The organism is Psychrobacter sp. (genome assembly GCF_030454045.1).
Taxonomy (GTDB): Bacteria; Pseudomonadota; Gammaproteobacteria; order Pseudomonadales; family Moraxellaceae; genus Psychrobacter.
The window spans coordinates 1-24,231 of the sequence record NZ_JAKDJE010000047.1; the positions used below are offsets into that span (position 1 = coordinate 1).

Consider the following 24,231-nt stretch of genomic DNA (forward strand, 5'->3'; position numbering starts at 1 on the left):
AGTAAGGTGTTGCTTATTTTTTTCAATGTTTTCTCAATTCTATACAGCCCCTAACGTAATCAGTTAGGCTTTATATTTTTAATAGTAAATAGTATGAAAAAGCACCTTGGGAGTCAGGAAAAATTCATACCCGTTATCCAACTCTTAGAGCAATACGCATCGATATAGATATTTTATTTCGCGGTATCCAAAGATATAAACCATCACTGCCATATCTCATCAAGTATCCTAAACCAATTCTTTGACGTGATCTTTTCAATAAGCGCATCAGAGAAGTGGCGTTGTTGCATCCGCTCAATCAGTTTAGAGATTTGACTGATATCAGACAATTCATCAGGTAATAGACAACCATCAAAATCAGAGCCGAAGCCAACGTGATCTTCGCCCAAATGGTCTATCAGATAAGCAAGATGATCGACGATCACATTAAGTGAGGTATGCGTATCTCGCTGCCCATCCGCACGTAGAAACGCCACATCGAAGTTCACCCCAACCAGCCCGCCGTTTTGTTTGATGCCAGCCAGCTGCTGGTCAGTTAAATTTCTTGCTTGCGCGCATAAGGCGTGCGCATTGGAATGCGTTGCGACAATGGGCTGATCGGCAATCTCTAGCGTATCCCAAAAAGCGCGCTCATTCATGTGTGACACATCAATTACCATGCCTTTTTTAGCACAAGTCACCACAAGGTCTTTGCCTGCCTTAGTGAGTCCAGAACCTGTGTCTGGCGAGTGCGGAAAAGAGGCATTTAAGCCATCACCAAACAGACTTTTTCTATTCCAGAGTGGGCCAATGCTTCTGAGTCCTGCCTCATAAAACACATCCAGCAAGTCAGGCTCAATAGCTAAAAACTCAGCGCCTTCAAGATGCAAAACGATGGCCAGTTGCTGGTTCTGCTGACAGACTTGAATTTGATTTAGAGACGTACAGATCTGAATCTGACCGTCTGATCGCGCCTGCAATTGCTGGGCAAGTTCTAGTTGCGCACAGCAAATATCAACGATTTCTTGCGGAGTGAAGTCTGAGTTTGACGGGCTAAATAACTTATCAGGATGGTTGTTTTTCACATAAGCGTAGGGCGGTAAGAAAATAGAAAACAAGCCGCCCATCCATCTTGCTCGTCGGCAACGCTTTAAATCTAAATGTCCCGGTAGTGTGCCATAAATAAAATCATGCACCGGATCGTCAGCAGAGCTTAGCCATAGGCGGGTTAACAGATCATTGTGTCCATCAAAGACTATAGGCTGGGTCATGGTCGCTTTATTCATTCTGTCACCGTCTGCGTTGGGATGCGCGCCTCTTTGCTGAGTAGCTTAGAGTTTTTAGGGTTCCTAAAGCGCAGATCTTCAAACGGAGTTGGCGTCTCGCTATTAACACGTGCTTCCTCGATCAGATAATGATAAGGTGATTTGCCGCACACAGGATCGGCGTTTTTGGCATCGCCCGTCAGCATAAACGCTTGGCAACGGCAGCCGCCATAATCGCGTTCTTTATCGGGGCAGCTTTGGCACATGTCAGGCATCCACTCATCACCGCGAAACTGATTGAAGCTGTCTGAGTCATACCAGATGTCTTTTAATGGCGTCTTCCTGACATTAGGAAAATCCATAGGCAGCTGTCTGGCAGCATGACAAGGTAGGGCAGTGCCATCAGGTGCCACGGTCAAGAAAATCTTACCCCAGCCATCCATACAAGGTTTTGGACGTTCTTCATAGTAATCAGGCACGACAAAAATGAGTTTGCATTTGATACCACGTGCTTCGATTTTTTTGCGATATTCATTGGTGATGCGTTCGGCGCGCACGACTTGTTCTTTGGTCGGTAGTAGGCCTTCGATGTTTTCAAACGCCCAACCATAAAACTGACAAATAGCCAGCTCAACCGTATCCGCTTCCAGCTCTAAACACAGATCAATAATCTGGTCAATCTGATCGATATTTTGCCGATGAATCACAAAGTTAAGTACCATCGGATAGTCGTACTGCTTGACCAGACGTGACATCTCATATTTTTGCTCAAAGGCATGTTTGGAGCCTGCCAAGGCATTGTTCACCGATGGATCACTGGCCTGGAAGCTGATCTGAATATGCTGTAGGCCTGCTTCTTTTAGACTGGCAATGCGTGCTTCAGTCAGTCCCATACCTGAGGTGATGAGATTGGTATAAAAACCTTGCTTGTGCGCATAAGCGACCAGTTCTTCTAAGTCTTGACGCACCAGGGGCTCACCACCAGAAAAGCCCAGCTGCACCGCACCCATTTGCCGCGCCTGATCAAACACATCAAACCACTCCTGTGTCGTCAGCTCCTGCTTATACTGAGCATAATCAATGGGGTTGGAGCAATACGGGCATTGTAAGGGGCAGCGGTAGGTCAACTCAGCGAGTAACCATAGCGGCAGTCCGACGGGCGCAGTCATACTAAGTCAATCCAATGTTCACGCTGGGCGACCAGCATATATTCAATGATGTCTTGCTCGATTTCAGGGACATCGCCAAACAACGTTTTCACCTTTTGGATGATATCAGCAACCGATGCGGTGCCATCGATATGTTGTCCAATAATACTGGCGCTATCATTGAGTGTAATCATCCCCTCAGGATAGAGCAGGACATACGCGTCTTGCGCTGGCTCAAACTGGAAGCGATAGCCATGACGCCATGTGGGAACCAGCGATTGATCCAGCTCAGGTAAACTAGTAGGGATACTCATTTGAACAATCCTTTATGCCAGACATTATCTGTGGTGACGCTTTGGTAGGGCGCTTGGTCATGCACATAGGCGAGGCTCAAGGCATCCAAGATCGTCCACAAAATATCGAGTTTAAATTGTAATATCTCAAGCATGCGTTCTTGCTGCTCGGCCGTTTTGAACGAGTCAAGCGTGATGGTCAGGCCATGCTCAACATCGCGGCGCGCTTGGCTGAGGCGCGAGCGAAAATAGGTATAGCCTTCTTCTTTGATCCACGGGTAGTGCTTGGGCCAAGACTCTAAGCGCGATTGGTGAATCTGCGGGGCAAACAGTTCGGTCAATGAGCTACTCGCCGCCTCACGCCATGAGGTACGGCGGGCAAAGTTCACATACGCATCAACAGCGAAACGCACACCGGGTAATACCAGCTTTTCAGAAATCACCTGCTCACGCGTCAGGCCAACCGCTTCTGCCAGACCGAGCCATGCTTCGCGCCCGCCGCCATCAGGGTAGACGCCGTCTTGATCAATCATGCGCTGGATCCACTCTTGACGCACGCGCTGATCGGGACAATTGGCCATAATCGCCGCGTCTTTTAGCGGGATATTGATTTGGTAATAAAACCGATTGGCAACCCACGCTTGGATTTGCTGCTGCGTGGCGCGCCCTTCATGCATCATGATATGAAAAGGATGGTGGATATGATAATACTGACCTTTGGCCATAATTGCTTGTTCAAACGCTTCTGGACTGAGTGCGGTTTCTTCTGTTGTTTTCATTTTATTGCCTTACCGTTTGTCTTATAGTTCTATCTGCATACCATCAAAGGCCACTTCAACACCATGCTGTTTTAATGTCGCTGCTTGTTCAGACTGTTCGTTTAATATCGGGTTGGTGTTGTTGATATGGATGAGCACTTTGCGTGCATTGTCGAGCTGATCTAAATAATGCAGCGAGCCATCCTCACCACTGATATGCAGATGCCCCATGTCTTGGCCTGTTTTGGTGCCGACGCCGCGCTCTTGCATCTCGTTGTCTGTCCATAGCGTGCCATCAATCATTACGCAATCAGACGCTTTCATGATTTGCATCACTTCGTCATCAATTTTGCCCAAGCCTGGCGCGTAGAACAGCTGCTTTTGTGTTTTTAAATCTTTGACAATCAGCGCGATATTATCGCCATCGTGAGGGTCGTTACGATGCGGTGAGTACGGCGGCGCTGAGCTTCTAATGACCAAAGGAGTCAGTTCTAAATTGCTATAGCCGTCAATTTGAAAGCGCTGTTTTGGGTCGATTTGATTGTACTGTAGGCCGCCATTCCAGTGCTTTAGCATGTTGAACAGCGGAAATCCTGTGCTGAGGTCGTCATGCACCATGTCCGTACACCAAACAGAGATGGGGCAGCCTTCACGTAAAGTCAATAGCCCCGTGGTGTGGTCAAGCTGACTGTCCATCAATACCACATCGGTGATGCCTGTGTCTCTTAGATGACGAGCTGGCTGAGCCGCCTTAAAGTCAAATAATTGCTGGCGGATATCAGGTGAGGCGTTGAATAAAATCCAGTCAACGCCATTTTCTGAGATGGCGATTGAGGATTGGGTACGGGTCTTTGCTTCGATGGTGCCTTGACGTACACCGTGGCAGTTTTCGCAGTTACAATTCCACTGCGGGAAACCGCCGCCAGCCGCTGAGCCTAAAACGTGAATATACATAGCGCAATATTTCCAAATGTCAAAAAAAGTAAAAGCCCTAATCATCTAGGGCTTTTAAGGTATTCAGGTTTATAAACTTTTAGCGTGCTTCAAAATACATGGTGATTTCGAAACCGATACGGATGTCTTGAAAAGCGGGTTTAGTCCACTGCATGGGATTGCTCCGAGTGTCTGTCACTCATTAATAAATGAGTAAGGTGAATAAAGGTAGTGATTAATGGTATTACAGGCAGGCACTTAATGTCAATTTGTTAGATGTTAACATAAGCGCGCCAAGCGTATATTTTAACGCTGCTAGCGAATCACATCAATCGGTCTTATTGTTACATTTGGTTGTGTTATGCAAAAGCAGAGACACAATCGTAATCCTATAGAAGCTGCTCAATAATGATCAAGGAGCATTCGATAGCGTACTCAAGCGAGTTTTGAGTCTTGGTGATATAAATGCTAAAAAACTTTGCATCTTTTGTGGTAAATACTGCCGAGTCTTATGTAGCAGATGCACAGGGATAGGGTCAGGCTTGAGCTATGCTGAAAAAACCGTAGACAAAACTTGGTAAACTAAAGAAGATAAATAGGATTTTACCATGACTAAGAAAGTTAAGAGATATAGTGAAGAATTTAAAGCAGAAGCGGTCAAAGCAATAGGAAATAATGATGGCAATGTCAGTACCACAGCAAGGCAGTTAGGGCTGCCAATGCAAACGCCAGCTAATTGGCAACGGAAAGCCAATCAAGGTAAGCTCAAAGGTACTAAACAGTTTGATCCCGAACTAATGGCCGTTATTGAAGAGAATAAGCGTTTAAAGCGAGAATTAAAGATTGCACAAGAAGAGCGTGAAATATTAAAAAAGGCCACGGCGTACTTTGCAAGGAACGGTCAGTAAGGTACGCCTTTATTGACCATTACAAGACTCATTTCAGTATCACAGCCATGTGCAAAACCCTTGATATTAAACCCTCAAGCTACTATGACTGGCTAGGTCGTCATATCAGCTGTCAGCAGGTACATCGTAATCAGTTCGAGTTACTGGTTAAAGCCGCTCACAATGAAACGAAAGAACGTTATGGCGTAGATCGACTGCATGCTCATCTAAGCGAGCAAGGGCATGACATTAGCCTATATATGGTAAGAAGCATCAAAGAGGAACACGGCATTAAATGTCGTCGTCATAAGCGCTTTAAAGTGACCACCGACTCTAATCACAACAAACTGGTCTATCCAAACGTGCTCGATCAGAAGTTTGACACCAGTCGCCCTAACCAAGCATGGGTAAGCGATATTACTTATATCTGGACACATGAGGGCTGGTTGTATTTAGCGGGAGTCAAAGACTTATATACCAAAGAGCTGGTCGGCTATGCGATCAACAAACGCATGACCGCAGATTTGGTCTGTCACGCATTGAACATGGCAATCAAAAACAAACGACCTGCCAAAAAACTAATAGTCCATTCTGACAGAGGCAGCCAGTATTGCAGCCATGCCTACCACAAGATCATTAAACAGCATCAGCTTACAGGATCTATGAGTGCTAAAGGTAATTGTTTCGACAACGCTCCGATAGAAAGTTTCTGGGGCGTCTTGAAGAATGAGCTAGTATATCACCAGAACTATAAAAATAGATTTGCAGCGATCAACGATATCATTGGCTATATTGAGCTGTATTACAATCAAACGAGGATTCAAAAGGGCTTGAGCTATAAATCACCAAGACAGATGTGGTTTGATTATTATCGTCAGGCTGCGTAACTAAAATCTCCCAAGTTTATGTATACGGATTTGACGGCAGGGGTTAACGCTATCTCTTATGCTAAAGATATACTTAACCTACCAGCACTGAGTCCAAAGTATATTGAAGCAGGCTTATTTATCCTCATCAAAAACGAGCTTAATAAGCCATTACATGCTGATCTGATCACAGGTGTTGATGTACGGCATAGCTCTGCGCTGTATTACCTTAGCACTAAGACGATAGAGCTAGAGCAAACTTATATAAAAGCGGTAGAGCTGATAACTGAATACTGCAATGATGAGCAAAAAGCACTTTTAATAGATGAGTGAGGTGAGGTAATGCGAGGTTACGTATAAATACAATGGTTGGTGCGCCCACCACGCAACGACTAACTTGGCGTAATCCTTTATTATTAAGGGATGAGGATGTTAATTATTTATTTTTAACAACAAATTTAACAACTTCCTAAGATCTATTGATTTGCCATCCGATTGATATTGGCTTTTATATCACGAACGACCTGATTCGATAATTCTTTCTCGATGTTGTGGTCTCTAATAACAGTCAAAAAATCTCCAGCAACTGATGCTACCTGATCAAGAATAGCTTGTGCCTTGTTTTGCTTAATATCAGCTTGCTTCGCCAATTTTAGTAAGTGAGATCGTGTAGGGTATTGAGCTTCACCAGCCACATCCATTTGGTGATAACCATTCATACCTGAGTTATAGACGAGATCATAGACTGGCGATAACGACCACCTGCCAGCCTTGTCCATCATAAAAGAGAAGTTTTTGCTATGATCGTCTTTATTATTAAAGATGACATTAAATACAACATGTCTAAAACCCTCTTCTACAGCAACTTGTGATTGGGTCAACATACGCACGCAGCGCAAATACTGCAAATAATCTATTGAAGGAATTCGAAAGTCAATATCTAACAAACCCGACAGTGTATGAGTATGAACGCGCTGATTGCCCATGCGGTCAAAACGCTCAACCCCAAAAGCAGCATGTTGTTCACCGATATCAAAATAATGATGCGCAGGCATGTTTAGGCCTGCTTGCTTAGCCATATCAGCATAAAGTGACTCTAATAGACAAACGCTTTTATGCTCAGATTGGGCAGGAAACTTAATCAGCCACGGCGCTGCGGATGGCTGTTCGCTTGTTAAGTCCGTAGTAATAAACTCGGTTGCTTCATCATATAGGACAAGTGCTTTTGGTCTTGCACCTTGTGGTGAGCCACCGATGACGATGAGCTCAGCCAATATGTCACTATCTTGTCCAGATAAAATCGATTGATTGGCAGCGGCCAGTTTGGCTAAAGTAAAATCAGTGATGTCGATATCAGCGCCTGACAGGTCTTGTTGTGGCTCAAAACTAAGTGCTCCCATTGCTGAACTACCAATGTAAGCGAGGCGATCTAAAACATTGATTGACGTAGCATGAGACATTGTTTTTCGAAAGAATCTATCCATTAGCAGCATTCCCCAACCATCAGGTAAGCTGTCTGATAATAATCCGCATAGGTAATGGCTTGACGCATGAGCACCATAGTAAGGTGCTGATCGTAATGGCATCTCAATTGGTGACAGCTCCAGTCCATCAGCCAGCCACGCCGCATCATAGCCAAAGGTAGGGCGTCGTCCATCCATCGTTAATTTACCGACAAGACGTTTGTCTCCGAATCCTTGGTAGTAAATATTGACAATTGATATCGGTTGATACATTGAAATGGCTACCTTATATCAGCTTTTGTTTGAAGCACGCAAGCGTGGATTTTGTTTAGAGATAACATCTTCTATATTGGTAGGCACTACATCAAATAATTCAGAAAAGTGATTTACCATGCCAAGAGCCATAGCGAGCCTGATTATATTGTCTAGTGTACCGCCCTGACCAGACTCAATACGAGCAACAGTACTGATGCCAGTACCAGCCTTATCTGCTAAAGCGGCTTGTGTTAAGTTTAATGCCAGTCGCTGCGTTTTTAAGCGTTCACCTAAAATCTGAGAAATCTCACTTGGCGTATAAAAATCAAATCTTATGTTCATAATATAATCAATCATATAAGAGTGTTAAAATACTATTTTAGCACTTAGTTATTCAAATATGAATGATTGTTTTTATAAAGCTAATAATTAGAAAAAATACTTGCAATAAGTAAATGTTCTATACATAATCATTTCACTATAAAAATGGTGGACTTATGTATACAAGTATTTTGAGAAAAGATATAGCTGGCCATACCTTAAGCCTTTTAACGGTCGGTATTATCAGCGTTTGTATGGGTGTTAATGCCAATGCGCTTGCGCCTGAGCAGTATCAAGAGCAGCGTAGTGGGGCGTTAAAACAGCAACAATTGGTTAAGCCCAATGTCAATATAAATACCGATACGTATCAACAAGCGCCTTCCACTTCTATAGTGCCCGCCAGTTCTCAGAATACTGATGCTGCTTCAGCTCCTTGTTTTGATATTGACCATATCTACCTAACAGGTGAGCTGAGCGAAAAGTTCACTTTCGCACTCATGCCTTATATTAAAGGTAAATCATCCCTACTGGGCAGCTGTCTATCAGTCAATGATATCAATCAGCTGGTCACCAATGTACAGAACCGGATTATCGAAAAAGGTTACGTCACCACGCGCGTTTTGGTACAAAACCAAAACCTCAAATCTGGTCACTTAACGCTCACCCTCATTCCCGGTCGTATTGATCAAATTACCGCTGTCGATGTTCAAGCCAGTCGTCCTGTTTATATTGATAATAGCGGCAACCTCGCCAACTTTGCCCCTGCCATGCCAATGCAGTCTGGTGATTTGCTTAATGTCCGTGATATCGAGCAGGCGCTAGAGAACTTTAAACGCGTGCCGACCGCTGATGCCGATTTCTCTATTGCCCCAAGCAGTCGTATGACAACACCTGGCTATAGTGATATCCAAGTCAAATGGCAGCAGGGCAAGCGCTGGCGTCTATCGGCAACGGTAGATGACTCAGGTCAAGACAGCACAGGCGTCTATCAAGGCAATGTGACGCTATCACTCGACAACCCAACGTGGCACAACGATTTACTTTATCTGTCCTACAATCATGATTTAGACGGCGGTAATGAGGATAGCGATGGCAGCTGGGGTTATAACGTTGGCTATGTATTGCCGGTTGATAATACCCAGCTTACTATCACCCATAGCGGCTATAACTATGACCAGACCATCGCAGGTGCCAACCAAGATTACGTCTATAGCGGCGAGTCTTATAATACCGAAGCGCTCGTCAGTCATTTGGTGCACCGTGATAATCACAGCAAAACCTATCTAAAAGCAGGCGGCTTTGCCAAGCAGCAAAGCAACTTTATCGATGATACCGAGGTTGAGGTGCAAAAGCGCCGCACGGCAGGCTATCAAGCAGGGGTAGGCTACGAGACGGTCATTGGTAAAACCCAGTGGATTGGCGACGTGATGTATCAACGCGGTACGGGTGCATTTGACGCCATCGACCCGCCTGAGGCGTTATTTAATGAAGGCAGTGCGCGTGCGGGTATCGTAAAAGTAGGGGTTGATGTGAATCATCCTATGCAAATTGCCAATCAAGCGTTGGATTACCATGCTTCTTTTACTGGGCAGTATGCGACTGAGGCATTGGTACCGAATGAACGTTTGAGTATTGGTGGACGTTATAGTGTACGCGGCTTCGATGGTGAGCGCAGTTTAAGCGGCGATCACGGTGCGATTCTAAAGCAAGAGCTGAGTGCCTATCTTGGTGATAAGCCTCACGCCGTTTATGCTGGTGTCGATGCAGGCTATGTGAAGCTTGATAATGATGCTCAAGATGATTTGCTGCTCGGTCATCATTTGGTTGGCGGCGTTGTAGGCGTTAAAGGCTATGTGACACCATTACGCACTAGCTATGATTTATTTGCAGGCTACCCGATCAAACAGCCTGATAACTTTAGTGATAAAGACTGGGTGACCGGCTTTAGTCTTGGCTGGCAGTACTAGCTCTTATATTTATAAGTCTCATATTTTAGTAAAACCAAATAGTTGCACGATACTACCATCTCAAAGGACATCACCATGAACGCTCAATGCTACCGAGTTATCTTTAACAAAGCCCGAGGAATGCTCATGGTGGTGTCAGAGGCCGCACGCTCTCAAGGTAAAACAAGCAACCCTAGCGAGGGTGGCAGTGCGGTCAGTCAAGTTGCAGGCGGCTCGCAAACGGCTGCTCAAATCAATGGCTACTATCAAGGCGGCAGGTTTATGCCCCTGCGTGCGCATATGCTACTAGCGCTAGGGCTTGCGACCATGGTTGGTAGTGTCAGTCATAACGCCTATGCTGATAGCACCAATATTGTCGCTGATCGCAACGCGGCTGCCGCTCAGCAAGCCACCATACTAAAATCATCCAATGGCACAACCCAAGTCAATATTCAGACGCCAAGTAAAGCTGGGGTCTCACGAAACGTCTTTAGTAAATTCGATGTCGGTCAAGATGGCGCCATTCTCAATAACAGTCGTAAAAATGCACAGACTCAGCTCGCAGGATGGGTAGAGGGTAACCCGTATCTAGCACGCGGTGAGGCTCGCGTTATTCTAAACGAGGTCAATTCAAGCGATCCAAGTCGTCTCAGCGGCTACACCGAGATTGCAGGTGGCCGAGCAGAGCTGGTTATCGCCAACCCTGCTGGTATTACCTGTGCTGGTTGCGGATTTATCAATGCGTCCCGTACCACATTGACGACAGGTCAAGCTCTGATGGATCAAGGCAAGCTTACTGGCTTTGATGTGACAGGTGGGAAGGTTCGCATTGATGGCGATGGTATGGACAGCATGGGTAGTGACTATACCCAAATCATTGCCAAGACTGCTGAGATTAATGCTGGGGTCTACGCTAAAAATCTAGATGTTATTACCGGCAGTAACCAAGTCAGCTATGAGGAAGATACCAAAGATACAGTTATTACCTCTAAGAACGCTGCAAATAATAGTAACCAAACCACGGGTGTGGCACTGGATGTCTCAGCCCTAGGTGCCATGTACGCAGGCAAAATCCGTCTGATTGGTACAGAGAAGGGTATGGGGGTCACCAATGCGGGCAGTATCGTGGCAAGCGCTGGCGGTTTGCAACTCGATAACAATGGTAATCTAATCAATTCGGGTAGTCTGATTGCCAATCAAGGTAAGGTTAACATCGTCACCAAAGGCTTTGATGTTGATAATTCAGGGACGATTGCAGGCTCTCGTGAGACCGCTACGCTGAATAGCAGTACCTTAAATAACAGCGGTGTGCTCAGTAGCCGCGATACGTTACAACTCCAGCAAACAGGCGCTATCAGTAACTCAGGCGAAATATCTACAGGCAGCTTTGATGTAAAAGCGGCATCATTAAATAACAGTGGCTCACTGCTGCAAACGGGCTCAGGTAACCTTGCCATTGATAGCTCTCAGCTAATTAACAAGCAAGGCGGTATTATTGGTCAAGACCTCTATGCTGACGCGAGCACGCCATCCAGTATGCCGCCTTCTAAAACCCCGCCGACGACTGCCAACAACGGCAGTAGTGTTGGCACGGATGATAGTAGTCAGCCATCTGAAACGCCTGCGCCATTACCTGTTATTACTCGCGATGGCAATATTAACGCAAGTAATCTCACCAATACGGGCAGTATCTATAGCAATGGTAAGATCAATGTTGCAACCGATAGTGTGGCTAACCAAGATAAATCTAGCTTAGCGGTCAGTACTCTGAATATCGCTGATAATGGTAGCGCCTTTAATACAGACAGTCGCTTGCAGCTCGATCAAATTGATTGGCAATTGGCTGACTTTGATAATACTGAAGGTCAGATTATCACTAATGCTGGCATTAACATTAGCACAAATAGCGATATCGATAATACCAAAGGGACGCTTGCCAGTAATGGTGATATTACACTGAACGCTAATGGTGACATCAATAATAACTCAGGTGTTATTCAAAGTGGTGCTAAGTTAACTACTGACAGTCATCATACTGATAACAGTCGTGGTAAGTTGATATCGCAAGAAGGTTTGACGATCAACAGTCGTGGTGATTTAACGAATACTCAAGGTGCGATTAACAGTGCCAAAAATGCCGTCATTACCAGTACATCTCTGGATAATGACAACGGCCAAATTACCGCGCAAGGAAGTCTGACGACAAGCTCAGATAGCGTTAACAACAGTGGTCAGCTCTATGGTAAAACTGACACACAAGTAACGGCGACAGATACCATCAACAACAGTGGCACGATTGCCAGTAGTGGTAATGTGGATATGACGACTGTCAGTCTCACACAGACAGATAGTGGTAGCCTGGTCGCAGGAATGAGTGTTGATGGGACATTGCTAGATAACAGTGCAAATCTCAATATCCTAGCGAGCGGTGATATTACCAGTCAAGGCAATCATATTGCCACAGGCGATGTGAGCTTAAGTGGTGGTGACATTAGTCTGTTAGACAGCAACACCCAAGGTAGCAGCATTAGTACAACTGCCCGTACCGGTATCAATACTACAAATGCTTCGATAACAGCGACAGATAAGCTTACTTTAAGCAGTACGAACGGCGCTTTAGATAATACAGCAGGCGTCCTAAGTGGTCGTGTGCTAGAGATTGATGCCCAGCGCTTAAACAACACCGATGGCAAACTGACACAAACGGGCAAACAAGACCTGACGCTTGCAATGGCAGAAGGCATCGACAACACACGTGGTGAGATTGCGAGTAATTCAGATAATCTAACACTGAGTACCACAACGCTCGATAACAGTAGCGGAAAAATTATTCACGCTGGTACAAGCAGCAATGATGACAATCGTTTAACCATCAATGCAGACAGTGTGAACAATACTGAAGGTGAAGTCTTAAGTGTAGGTGCGCAAACGTGGCAAATTGCCAAAGATGTCGACAACATATCAGGGGTGGTACAAGCCAATCGCTTTGATATCGGCGCACAAAATCTAGACAACACAGATGGGCGTATTGTCGCGGTTAATACCAAAACTGCCGCAAAAAATACAGCATCTAGTAATAATCAGCTACAGATACAAGAAAATTTTACCAATACAGGTACAGGCATTGTTGCGAGCGATACGGGTCGCCTTGCGGTCACTGCTGGTGAGATAGACAACAAAGGACAAATTTCAAGCGTCAATGATTTGAGTCTTAAAGCTCGCACTTTGACCAACAGCGGCAGCCTATACAGCCAAGCTGACGTAGATATAGTCAACCAAGGCGCGATGAATAACACAGGCAGTATTGCCGCCCAAGGCAATAGCACCGTAAATACAGGCAGTCTGGTGCAAAGTGCTGATGGACAGCTGATAGCAGGATTGACTCCAACAGGAGAGCTTAGCAATACGACGTCAAACCTAACCGTTAACAGCACAGGCACCCAACGTAATGCGGGTACCAATATTGCCACAGGTGATATTGAGCTAGAAGGTAGTGAGCTTGATTTGACGAATAGTCGTAATCAAAGTAACAACCTATCGCTGACAGCGAGCACGGGTGATATTCGCTTAGATAAAGCCAATACCAATGTGACAGGGTTGGCAAGCTTAAATACCAATGGCAAGCTAGGTAATGATGGCGGCGTATTACAAGTAGGTCAGTTTGATTGGCAAGTTAATGAGCTATCAAATGTGGCAGGTACGATCAATCAAACAGGTAAACAGGCTTTTAACTTAGTAACAAATGGCACTATTAATAACCAAAAAGGCGTTATCGGTGGCAATGCTATTTCACTGAATATCGATAGCAAAAGTACGCTTGATAACACCGAAGGTAAGATTATTCATAGTGGAGACGGTTCGGCAGATGTGACAGCCAATCAGCTTGATAACATACAGGGTACTGTTGTTAGCACCCAAGCGTTGACCACCAAGATATCTGGCGATTTAGATAACTCTGAGGGTGCGATACAAGGCGATACTCTCAATTTGAATGCTAAAACACTGACGAACAACAATGGTCAATTGGTTAGCCAAAGCGGTGACCTAAATTTAAGTAGCGAATCAGTCAGTAATCAAGGAGACAAGGCCTATATTCAAAGTGGCAATAACCTGACGATTAATAGTGACCAATTAACGAATAGTGACAGTGCGACGATCATGGCAAAAGGGTTTGCAGAGATCAATATCACCAATGCACTAGACAATAAAGACAATGCAACTATTGCCAGTGATAAAAACATGATGCTGCAAGCTGGGACGCTTACTAACTCAGCTCAAATCGCCGCATTGACCCAAGGTTTAACCATTGATGCAACTAGTGTAGATAATCAGATAGGCGGCCAGATTAGTGCTGCTAGTGATATGGCAATTGTTTCTAGCCAGAGTTTTAGAAACCAAGGGGTTATAGCGGCTAGTAACCAGTTAGATCTTCAATCTGATAGTACGATAAACAATAAAGAAGGTGTGCTATCGGGTGGTGCTATCACGCTGAACAGCAATGCTGATATAAATAACGAAAACGGTTTAATCGTACAAACGAATGCTGACCAAGCACTCAATATCAATGCTAAGGGCAATCTGAACAATAAAAACACTAATACCGTGAATAATCTACAAAAAGGTATTTTAGCCAATGGTACGGCAAATATTGATGCTGATAGTATCAATAACCAATCGGGTATTATTTCAGCCAAACAGCTCACGATTGATGCCGCATCAGATGAGACTGTCAACAATGCAATAGGGTTGTTGCAGGCAGCAGAATCGTTAACGCTAACAGCGAGTAATAGCGATGCCTTAGACAACCAAGGTGGTCAAATAGTAGCAGACACTATCAACTTGACGGTAGGTGATGCTAGCCGAGGCCGTATTGATAATAACGTTACAGGTAGCTTGATTCAGGCTGGTACTAATATTGATGTGACTACGGGTGTGCTAAACAATCAAAACACCAAACAGAGCAGTGAGGATAAGTCGCAAGGTGTTATCGCTAATGACACAATAAGTATTAATGCGAGCACGATAAACAACCAAAGCGGTCAGTTACTGGCTAATAGCAAAGTGATGCTCACCGCAGGCAATCAGATCAATAATCAAGCGGGCAATATTCAAAGTAATGACATCTCGATTGTCGATACGGACGCTGCGAATCGTCAGCTTGCAGTCAATAATGATAGTGGCCGCATCGCCGCCAGTAACGATATTACGATCCGCTCAAAAGACTTTATGAACACCAATGGTGAGGTGCTTGCCAATGGACGTGCAGATATCAATATCGTCGATGATATCAGTTATGATAATACCAATACCATTAATGCCAATGAAGTTGTACTCACCACTCAAGGTAGTTTCACTAATAGTAGTCAGTTATCGGGACAAAACGCGTTAACTATTAATGCGCAAAGTATTAGCAACCAAAAAGATGCTGAGCTGACTAGCAATGGTACAACTGAGCTAACTGCCGCTACTAACATTGACAATCGTGGTTTGATCAACGGTAAGAATACGTATCTGGATGCTGGTAATACAGTCAATAACTATAGTAATGGTCGTATCTACGGTGACCACGTTGCTATAGAGGCAGCCACGCTTAATAACACGCCAGATGTATTCACTAAAACTCAGGTAGATCAATGTGTTGCTGGACCAGGGTGTTTGGTAGACATTACAACAGAGTTCAATAATGTGCAGGGGTGGAGCGATGCACTCATTGAGTTTTATAAGACTCAGTTTCCAGATTTTTATAATCAACTATTAGTGGATAAAAAGACTTATTACGAAATTACTTCAGATCCTGCCCCAGTAATTGCCGCTCGTCAACGCCTAGATATCGGTGTAGAAACACTGAATAACAACCCTAATGAAGCACGTGCTGGTTTTTTTAATGAAGACTTTACAGGTCAGGCCAAAATCATCAGTAATGGTGAGCTGTATATTGGTGGAAGCTTAGATGATAACCATCAAGCGGTAGGTAGTGCTACTACAGTGACCAGTAAAGGTGCTTCTATTGAGTCAGTTGGCGATATGAGTATTGATACTAATACGCTTAACAATGTAAATGCAGACTGGTTGGTAAACACGGTAGAAGTTGAACGCAATAATGGTGTGGTTCTATATGCAAAAAACTCTTCTGGTACAAAGTATAGAAGAGATGAGGTGTATTGGGATAGCAAAGGTGAAGATTTATACGTACGAGGTACCAACGAAAAGATAGGAGAAGACTATAACGAGTTTAGATTTAATGAAGTAACCTATACTGATGAGGTGGCAACATCAGATCCATCACGAATCGTATCTGGAAAAGATCTCACTATTAAAGGAGATAAGCTACTAAGTGAAAAAAGTCAAATTAACCCTGGTAGTGGCTTTGAGTTGTTAGGCGATAAACTTGAAAATGATATCGAAGACAATGTGGGCTATACCAAGAATCATGTTGAGAATGGAAGGTTATATTGGCGCTGGATTAAATCATGTGCAGCGGGTACCAAGCATTGTAAACGTGATAAGTATGTAGCACCTTATATATCAGAGCCTGAAACAGTAAAAACTTATCAGCTTTCAATCTTAGACCAAAACACAGACAAAACAGTCATTGCCTATAAAGATGATAGCGTATCAGATGTTCAAGCTTTAGACGGTATCAAATCAGCCATTCAAACGCTGACGAGTGGTGTGCAAACAGTGACTGGTGCAAACAGTGATGCATCAGTAGATGAGTCAAGTTTAGCAGATGCGACGAGATTACTTTCAGATTTGGTGACGGCAGAAGATAGCAGCTTAACAGACGCTCAAAAGCAGCAGCTACAGGCGCTGATCGATGCGCAAAATAATGGTAATACTATTGATAATGCCGCAGCGCAAGACTTAATTGCTAGTATCAATGACACCATAGCACAGAGCGCATCTGAAGAGATACGCAGCAGTGCTGGTGCACCGACTCTGCCAAACAGCAGTCTATACGGCACCAACCCTGATAGCAATGCTGATTACCTAGTTGAGACCGATCCTGCATTTGCGAACTATAAAGACTGGCTGTCATCGGACTACATGCTAGATCGACTACAGCTAGATCCTAATATCACCCAAAAGCGTCTGGGTGATGGATATTATGAGCAGCAGTATATTCGTGATCAAATCATGACATTAACGGGTCGCTACTATCTGGGTGACTATCGCAGCTTAGATGAGCAGTACAAGGGTCTGATGGATGCGGGTATTACCACTGCGCAAGCTTTAAACTTGCGCCCCGGTATTGCGCTCACCGATGATCAAGTTGCTCAGCTCACGACGGATATGGTATGGCTTGTACAGCAGCAGATCACACTCGCTGATGGTAGCAGTCAACAAGTACTGGTGCCCAAAGTCTATACCCGCCAAGCGGTTGGACAAATTGACGGTACAGGCAGTCTAATCGCTGCTGATAGCATTGATATGCAGTTATCGGGTGATCTTACTAACCAAGGTAGTATCGTTGGTCATCAGAGCGTTAATATTAATGCTACCAACCTGACCAATGCCAATGGCGGTTTGATCAAAGGCGACTATGTTCAGATTGGCACGGCTAACGACCTAAACAATCTAAGCGGCACTCTGCAAGCGGATAAGGCTATGCAGCTTGACGTTGGTGGCGACCTAAATAACGAGAGCCTGACCTATACCACCAGCTCTGCCAAAGATATGAGTAGTAGTACCCGTATAGATATCAGACAAATTGCCAGCATCTATGTTGGCGATGGGCTTAAAGGACAAGTAGATGAAGAAGGCAACGCGTCAACAACCTTCATCGCTAATGTGGGTGGTGATACAACCTTTGCAGCAGGCCTTTTGGACAATCAAGGAGGCAGCAGTGCTATAGATACTCAAGGCAATGTCCAGCTCAATGCTGTGAATAGCAGCTACCAAACCAACAGCATTGGTGACGCCAATAACTACTATAAGCAAGGCGAATCTATTGATGTTGGCAGTCAACTGAGCAGCAATAGCGACCTCGTTATTCAATCAGGTAAAAATATCACAGGAGTCGCCAGCCAAATAAACAGTGATAACGGCACAGTTGGTATTATCGCTGATGGCAATGTCGACTTTTCAGAGGGTAGAAACAAACAGAACCTCAGCACGGCCGTTAAAACCACGGACAAAGGTACGTTCAGTAAGAAAACCACTCAAAAACGCTATGACATGCAAAGCGATACTGCCATCAGTAGCAATATCGAGGGTAATACTGTTGTCATGCAAGCCGGATCAGACATCAGCTTGACAGGTACCAATGCTGTTAGTGATACAGGCACTGGTCTGACCGCTGGTGGTGATGTCAATATCTTAGCCGCTGAAAACACCTCAAGCGAAAGCTCATTTAGTCAAACCAAAAAATCAGGGCTGTTCGGCACAAGCGGCGGCATGGGCTTCACTATCGGCAAGCAGCAAACTGATGATAGTAGTGCTCAAACGGCACTGACGCATACTGCTAGCAACATCGGTGCGATTGACGGTAACGTCATCATCAATGCTGGTGGTACTTACCAACAGACGGGCAGTAGTATTGTCGCGGGTATGGGTGCAGATAGTAGTGAAGATGTCAATGACGCCCTTGATAACAGCAGTCGCGGCAACACCGTTATCCGTGCCCAAGACATCAATATCGATAACGTCATGGATGTCTATACCAATCAAAGCGAGCAGAAGTTTAAGCAAAGTGGTCTGACCGTGTCCCTCTCAAACAGCCTCATTGACAGCGCCAAGAGTATCGACAACCTCATTGATGCTGGTGGTAATACAGGTAGCACCCGCATGAAAGGCATGGCAGGCGTCGCTGCTGGTCTTAAGACAAAAGCCTTAGCTCAGCAAGGATCAGATGTATTAAGTATGCTACAAGAAGGTGGCAAGCTACAAGACATAGGCAGCACTCGTATACAGGCCACCATTGGCTCATCAAAAAGTGAGTCCAATAGCAGCAGCTACACCGAGGTAAACCAAGGATCCAGCATTACCACTAATAACCTTGCCTTGATCGCTACAGGGGCAGGCACAGATAGCAATATCAACATAAACGGTAGCAACTTAAACGTTACCAATGACGCCCTATTTCAAGCCGACAATGACCTGACTATCAATGGTGTCGCGCAAAACAGCAATACTCGTAGTGATAATAAGAGCTCAAGTACCGCCATCGGTGCCTATGCAGCTACCAACCCAGGTAAAGGTGCTAGCTACGGCATCACTGCTAGTGCGAGTCGTGCAAAAGGCTATGCTAACAGCGACAGCACTACCTATGCCAACAGCCAAGTCAATGTCGGTGGCAACACTACCCTTGATATTGGTAATGATCTAAACATCAAAGGTGGTGTACTGAATACAGATAAGATTCAAGGCGTTATCGGCGGCGACATGACCATCGAATCGCTACAAGACACCGCTACTTATGACAGCGACCAAAAGAACATGGGCTTTAGTGCAGATCTTGATCTTGCCAAAGGTACAGGTTCTAGCCTATCGGTCAATGGTGGCAAGACTAATGTCAATGCTGACTACAAAGCCGTTGGCGAGCAGTCAGGACTCTTTACCGGAGATGGTGGCTTTGATCTTGCTGCTAAAGGAAAAACCACGTTAATAGGTGGGGCAATTACCACGACTGAAGCCGCTCGTGACGCAGGACGTAATAACTATGAAAGTCTTGGTGGTATAGAGACTCAAGACATCAAGAACACCTCCAGCTATGACGGTGATGCCATCCAAGTCGGTGTTAGTTTGGGTATGACTGAGAACAAGCCACAGGCCAATAGTAATGGTATAGGCTATGGCACAGATAGTGACAGTGATAGCAGTATCACTCGTGCAGGTATTACAGGTGTCGCTGGAAACAGTAATATCACGACCGATAACCGTGATGAGTATGCGGGCATCCTTAAGAATAACTTTGATGCCAATCAAGTGAATGAAGAGCTTGGGGCGCAGGTAGAGATCACCCAAGCCTTTGATCAAGAGCGTCGTAAGGTTAAGACGGAGATTAATAAGAAAGAGCAGAAGTTAAGGGATGCCGCTGAGGAGCAAGATAAGTTAGGCAATACAGCTGCTAGAGATACACTTATCGAACAAGCAGATAAAATACAAAACCAAGGATTATTGTTTGATGCCATCTCTGGTGCTATCTATGGCCCGAATAGTAATGGCGCTACAGGTTATGTTGCTAAAGTTACAAGTCCCTTTGTCGCTAGCCAGATTGGGACTTATTTTAAAGCAAATGAAGTCGTTAATAGTATAGATGGTGGCAATCGATCAGAACAAGGTAGTGCAGCTCATATTTTAGCTCAAGGTATATTAGGTGCAGCTATCAGCTATGCTACAGGTAACGATGCATTGACGGGTGGCGTTTCAGCAGGTTCAGGTGAAGCGACCGCACCACTCTTATCTCAATTTCTCTATGGTAGCAGTGACCCTACTAAACTAACTGCGGAACAAAAAGATACGATTAGCGCCATTACTAGTGCTTTGGGTGCTGGTATTGGAGCAACGACGGGTAATGCCAGTGATGCGGCTAATGCAGCTGAGACCAGTAAGGTTGCGGTCGAAGATAATTATCTGACAACAAAGCTTGGTAAGGGCTCTTTCAAAAAAGATATTACTTATCAATCTTTCAATGATGCTATTGCAAAATGTAAGAAGTCTCAATCAGGATGTGCCAGTGAAATTCAAAAATACTTAAGTGAACATCAAGCTAACTTTAAAGCATTGAAAGAAAAGTGTGGCAATGGAGGCTTATCGTGTCCCACTCGTGAAGGAATGATTCTATCTAGTCTTAATACAGCTAAAAAGCTAGAAGACCCTGATGCTAGAAAAATCGCAGTATTAATGCTTACGCAAGATTTACTGTTACTAGAGAACGGAATCGATGTTTGGGACAGAACATATAGTATGGTAGCTGATCCTGTGGCTTTAGCAACTATGATAGGAAGCAAAAGGCCATCTGGTGCGACTTTATCTTTAGCACAGACCAAAGCCGTACTTAAAGAAGCTGGCATTACTTCTATTGCAGGAATGTCAATCGATGCAGGTTTGCAGAAGCTTCTCAACGGTGAGATTAGCTATCGAGATGTTATAGCAACAGGGTTATCGGGCGCGGTACTAGGTGGAATAGGTTCAAATGCTAAAGCGCCTAGCGCAACTTCAGGTACTAGTATAAGACAAGAGGATATCAACAGTTTGATTGCAGAACACTCGAAAAGCAATCCAAGTCCTTTAACTAATGCTGGAGCAAACAGCATAATGCGTGAAACGCTACCAAAAAGAACTTCTTATCGTGTTGCAGGTGACGATATTGCTGGGCCAGACGTGTTTGTGAACAACATTAAAACTGGTAAAAGTGTGACGACAATACAAATTAAATCAGTAAGTGGTAATCCTCGAGCATTTGAAAGTCAAGTTAAACTTGATCTAAATAAGAGTATATCTGATTCTGGTGGTAGTAAAATCATCGCTGTACAAGTTCCATCTAATTCCAAGGCTGCTGATCCTCAGAATCTGAGAGGTAAGTTAGGTAACTTCTCAAAAGCTAAGGTTGCAGGTCGTAGCATTATTGTAGTTGATAATGATGGTAAAGTAATTATTCCATTAACACCGATGGATAAGTTTTCTAGAAAATAAAAGGAACTTTTAATGAGTATTTCTTATAGTTACGTAGATATTGAAAATTTTAAAATGCTACATGTTGGAGAAGGTCGTGGTGCATGGCACCATTGGGGGTTGATGGATCATGAAGGTGTAACTATCAGACTGGATTATTTGGGCTATCCTGAAGAAAAGAGTTGTTATCTACCTTATTGTTTGTTGAAAAAGTTATATACCGCATTCGATAGCATGGGCACATATGTAGGTATATTATTTCCTGGAGAGCTTTACGAGATATTTGTAAGCCAACGATTTACTGAAGAGGAAAGTGAAAAAGCTTATGATGATAGAACAGGTTGCTTTTACTTGGATGTTTGTGAAGATGAAGAAGGTTATATACACTTAACTACTTTACTACCCGAGTTATTAGACATTAATGTTTTAGAGAAGATAGCAAAAGATCCTGCATTAGATATTACGCTCTTTGATAAGGTTCATGATAGAGTAGTCTTAGACCGAACGGTCTGGAAATATAAGCATGCTAGATGGTCGCAAGAATGGATTGAATACTGTAATAAGTTGGTTGCAGAAAATACTGATTTGCAGCGTTTCGAACAAAAAGAGTTATAAGGTTTAGCTTGTATGAAGCCTATAATTTAAATGTTTACTACAAGATGATGAATGGCTTATTCCTTTCGATTCAAGAATCAAGCTTATGGAAAAAGCAAAATCTTTAGGTGCAGATTCATTTGAATTTCTAGCGGACTATTACTCATTTAAAACAGCGTTTTTGGATCCAGGCGATGAATATGATGAAGCCGCGAAACGTTTAGATGATTTGTTTTCAAATAGGTAAAATAAACACATATTTTCAAAAATGAAATTATAAAGTGATAGACTTAAATAAAAGCTACGATATAAAATTTATCGTAGCTTTTTTTGTACCTCAACTCAAAAGGCTATGACAGCAAACAGAAGAACATCGGCTTTACAGCTGATATCTACCTAAAAGGTGCAGGCTCTAGCCTATCGGTTAATGGTGGTAAGACTGACCTTAATGCCGACTACCAAGCAGTCGGTGAACAGTCAGGCATCTTTACTGGCGATGGTAGCTTTGATATTACTGCTGGCGGTAAAACCACGCTTATAGGCGGTGCAATCACCACCACCAAAGCCGCTCGTGATGCTGGACGTAACCGTTACACCAGTGCAGACGGTATCAAGACGCAAGACATTAACAACACCACCAACTATGACGGTAATGCCATCCAAGTCGGTGTTAGTCTTGGTAATACTACAGGTAAGCCACAAGCCAGTATGAATGGTTTAGGCTATGGCACAGATAGCGACAATGACAGCAGTGTGACGCGCGCTGGTATCACGGGTATTGCAGGGAATAAAGACATCACCACGGACAACCGTGATGAATACGCAGGCATCCTTGAGAATAACTTTGATGCTGGTCGAGTCAATGAAGAGCTTGGCGCGCAGGTGGAGATCACCCAAGCCTTTGACCAAGAGCGTCGTAAGATTAAGACCGAGATTAATGCTAAAGAACAAAAATTACGTAAAGAGGCAGAAGAACAAGGACAGCTAGGTAACTCTGTTGCTAGAGACACGCTGCTCCAACAAGCAGACAAAGTACAAAACCAAGGCTTATTGTTTGATGCTATCTCTGGTGCTATTTACGGCCCGAATACTAACGGCGCTACAGGTTACATTGCAAAAGCAGCTAGCCCGTTTGTAGCCAGTAAAATTGGAACCTATTTTAAAGCCAATGAAGCCATCAATAGTATAGATGGTGGTAATCGGTCAGAACAAGGTAGTGCTGCTCATATTTTAGCTCAAGGTATTTTAGGTGCAGCTATCAGTTATGCAACTGGTAATGATGCAGTGACTGGCGGTATTTCGGCAGGATCAGGTGAGGCTACCGCGCCTCTCCTATCTCAATTCCTCTATGGTACTAAAGACTCAAGTAAGCTAAATGCTGAGCAAAAAGATACGATTAGCGCTATTACTAGTGCTCTTGGTGCTGGTATTGGGTTGACAACAGGTAGTGCCAGTAATGCCGTTAATGCCGCTGAAACGAGTAAGGTTGCGGTTGAGGATAATTATTTATCACAAAAACAGATAGATGGTTTCTCAGAACTACTAAAGAGAAATCGTGCTAAAAAAGGAGGAACAGACGATTATCAGTATTTGCAAGAAACTATCATACCGCTTATGGGTAAAAGAATTTATGAAAATACTATTGCGCTCGATAACTGTTTAAATAGTGGTAATCCAGATAGCTGTTTGCCAAAGTTCCAAAAAGTATTTGGGCAAGTTAATTATAATGAGCTAATCAAAGAAGTTGGAAAAGGTCAAAATCCAGCAGCATATCAGCAAGTGCTTAACTATGCTTCACGTCATAATGAACTTTCAAATTGTGCTAATGGAAGCGTAAATGCTTGTGCAGAGTTATAGTCAATCCTACTTAAAAATGTTATAAAATAATTAACAAATTCAATTGTTAT

The 24,231-nt window shown here is 44.0% G+C and carries 15 protein-coding genes; 7 read left to right on the forward strand and 8 right to left on the reverse strand.

From position 1 onward, the window contains the following. Positions 1 to 203 precede the first annotated feature (203 nt). The 6 genes from L0G63_RS09310 to pqqA all read right to left on the reverse strand — a co-directional run bounded on the left by L0G63_RS09310 (position 204) and on the right by pqqA (position 4,551). The gene (locus tag L0G63_RS09310) at positions 204 to 1,250 is read right to left on the reverse strand and encodes a dipeptidase (RefSeq protein WP_301450395.1); all 1,047 of its coding nucleotides are present in this window, start codon (positions 1,248 to 1,250) and stop codon (positions 204 to 206) included. Between the two features lie 11 nt (positions 1,251 to 1,261). Continuing rightward, complete coding sequence (gene pqqE / locus L0G63_RS09315) at positions 1,262 to 2,413, reverse strand: pyrroloquinoline quinone biosynthesis protein PqqE (protein WP_301450396.1); 1,152 nt, start codon at positions 2,411 to 2,413, stop codon at positions 1,262 to 1,264. Beyond that, complete coding sequence (gene pqqD, locus L0G63_RS09320; RefSeq protein WP_301450397.1) at positions 2,410 to 2,706, reverse strand: pyrroloquinoline quinone biosynthesis peptide chaperone PqqD; 297 nt, start codon at positions 2,704 to 2,706, stop codon at positions 2,410 to 2,412. The genes pqqE and pqqD overlap by 4 nt, the downstream gene beginning before the upstream one ends. Then, positions 2,703 to 3,464 carry a pyrroloquinoline-quinone synthase PqqC gene (gene pqqC, locus L0G63_RS09325; RefSeq protein ID WP_301450398.1) on the reverse strand — a complete coding sequence of 254 codons (762 nt, stop codon included), beginning with the start codon at positions 3,462 to 3,464 and terminating at the stop codon, positions 2,703 to 2,705. Before pqqC ends, pqqD begins: the two co-directional genes overlap by 4 nt. Positions 3,465 to 3,485: 21 nt before the next feature. After that, positions 3,486 to 4,397 carry a pyrroloquinoline quinone biosynthesis protein PqqB gene (gene pqqB, locus L0G63_RS09330; RefSeq protein ID WP_301450399.1) on the reverse strand — a complete coding sequence of 304 codons (912 nt, stop codon included), beginning with the start codon at positions 4,395 to 4,397 and terminating at the stop codon, positions 3,486 to 3,488. Between the two features lie 79 nt (positions 4,398 to 4,476). After that, positions 4,477 to 4,551: a pyrroloquinoline quinone precursor peptide PqqA gene (pqqA, locus tag L0G63_RS09335; protein ID WP_075107140.1), complete on the reverse strand. Its 75-nt coding sequence runs from the start codon at positions 4,549 to 4,551 to the stop codon at positions 4,477 to 4,479. A 433-nt stretch (positions 4,552 to 4,984) separates the two neighbouring features. On the opposite strand from pqqA, the gene L0G63_RS09340 reads away from it, so the two are divergent. Both L0G63_RS09340 and L0G63_RS09345 read left to right on the forward strand, forming a co-directional pair. After that, a protein-coding gene (locus tag L0G63_RS09340) for an IS3 family transposase (protein WP_301450400.1) occupies positions 4,985 to 6,150 on the forward strand; the annotation gives its coding sequence in 2 pieces (ribosomal slippage) (positions 4,985 to 5,243 and positions 5,243 to 6,150; 1,167 coding nt in all). 18 nt (positions 6,151 to 6,168) lie between these two features. Beyond that, a complete protein-coding gene (locus L0G63_RS09345; RefSeq protein ID WP_301450401.1) occupies positions 6,169 to 6,462 on the forward strand; it encodes a hypothetical protein in 294 nt (97 codons plus the stop codon). Positions 6,463 to 6,605: 143 nt separating this feature from the next. Here L0G63_RS09345 and L0G63_RS09350 read toward each other — a convergent pair whose 3' ends face one another. Then, entirely contained in the window at positions 6,606 to 7,865 is a 1,260-nt protein-coding gene (locus L0G63_RS09350) for a type II toxin-antitoxin system HipA family toxin (RefSeq protein WP_301450402.1), read from the reverse strand. Between the two features lie 18 nt (positions 7,866 to 7,883). Beyond that, on the reverse strand, positions 7,884 to 8,204 hold the full coding sequence (locus tag L0G63_RS09355; RefSeq protein ID WP_301450403.1) for a helix-turn-helix domain-containing protein: 321 nt from the start codon (positions 8,202 to 8,204) through the stop codon (positions 7,884 to 7,886). A 140-nt stretch (positions 8,205 to 8,344) separates the two neighbouring features. Between L0G63_RS09355 and L0G63_RS09360 the strand changes: the two genes are divergently transcribed. The 5 genes from L0G63_RS09360 (at position 8,345) to L0G63_RS09380 (ending at position 24,181) form a co-directional block, all read left to right on the forward strand. After that, positions 8,345 to 10,135 carry a ShlB/FhaC/HecB family hemolysin secretion/activation protein gene (locus L0G63_RS09360; RefSeq protein ID WP_301450404.1) on the forward strand — a complete coding sequence of 597 codons (1,791 nt, stop codon included), beginning with the start codon at positions 8,345 to 8,347 and terminating at the stop codon, positions 10,133 to 10,135. 75 nt (positions 10,136 to 10,210) lie between these two features. After that, complete coding sequence (locus L0G63_RS09365; protein ID WP_301450405.1) at positions 10,211 to 21,751, forward strand: hemagglutinin repeat-containing protein; 11,541 nt, start codon at positions 10,211 to 10,213, stop codon at positions 21,749 to 21,751. Positions 21,752 to 21,763: 12 nt separating this feature from the next. Next, on the forward strand, positions 21,764 to 22,345 hold the full coding sequence (locus tag L0G63_RS09370; RefSeq protein ID WP_301450406.1) for a hypothetical protein: 582 nt from the start codon (positions 21,764 to 21,766) through the stop codon (positions 22,343 to 22,345). Between the two features lie 85 nt (positions 22,346 to 22,430). Further along, complete coding sequence (locus tag L0G63_RS09375) at positions 22,431 to 22,571, forward strand: hypothetical protein (RefSeq protein ID WP_301450407.1); 141 nt, start codon at positions 22,431 to 22,433, stop codon at positions 22,569 to 22,571. 83 nt (positions 22,572 to 22,654) lie between these two features. After that, positions 22,655 to 24,181 carry a VENN motif pre-toxin domain-containing protein gene (locus tag L0G63_RS09380; RefSeq protein ID WP_301450408.1) on the forward strand — a complete coding sequence of 509 codons (1,527 nt, stop codon included), beginning with the start codon at positions 22,655 to 22,657 and terminating at the stop codon, positions 24,179 to 24,181. Positions 24,182 to 24,231 lie beyond the last annotated feature (50 nt).

Bases quoted from the DNA above. Each gene is read 5' to 3' on its own strand.
- pqqB (WP_301450399.1), bottom strand. From the start codon at position 4,397: ATGTATATTCACGTTTTAGGCTCAGCGGCTGGCGGCGGTTTCCCGCAG.
- pqqC (WP_301450398.1), bottom strand. From the start codon at position 3,464: ATGAAAACAACAGAAGAAACCGCACTCAGTCCAGAAGCGTTTGAACAA.
- L0G63_RS09370 (WP_301450406.1), top strand. From the start codon at position 21,764: ATGAGTATTTCTTATAGTTACGTAGATATTGAAAATTTTAAAATGCTA.
- L0G63_RS09310 (WP_301450395.1), bottom strand. From the start codon at position 1,250: ATGACCCAGCCTATAGTCTTTGATGGACACAATGATCTGTTAACCCGC.
- pqqD (WP_301450397.1), bottom strand. From the start codon at position 2,706: ATGAGTATCCCTACTAGTTTACCTGAGCTGGATCAATCGCTGGTTCCC.
- pqqE (WP_301450396.1), bottom strand. From the start codon at position 2,413: ATGACTGCGCCCGTCGGACTGCCGCTATGGTTACTCGCTGAGTTGACC.
- L0G63_RS09375 (WP_301450407.1), top strand. From the start codon at position 22,431: ATGGAAAAAGCAAAATCTTTAGGTGCAGATTCATTTGAATTTCTAGCG.
- L0G63_RS09360 (WP_301450404.1), top strand. From the start codon at position 8,345: ATGTATACAAGTATTTTGAGAAAAGATATAGCTGGCCATACCTTAAGC.
- L0G63_RS09350 (WP_301450402.1), bottom strand. From the start codon at position 7,865: ATGTATCAACCGATATCAATTGTCAATATTTACTACCAAGGATTCGGA.
- L0G63_RS09345 (WP_301450401.1), top strand. From the start codon at position 6,169: ATGTATACGGATTTGACGGCAGGGGTTAACGCTATCTCTTATGCTAAA.
- L0G63_RS09365 (WP_301450405.1), top strand. From the start codon at position 10,211: ATGAACGCTCAATGCTACCGAGTTATCTTTAACAAAGCCCGAGGAATG.
- L0G63_RS09355 (WP_301450403.1), bottom strand. From the start codon at position 8,204: ATGATTGATTATATTATGAACATAAGATTTGATTTTTATACGCCAAGT.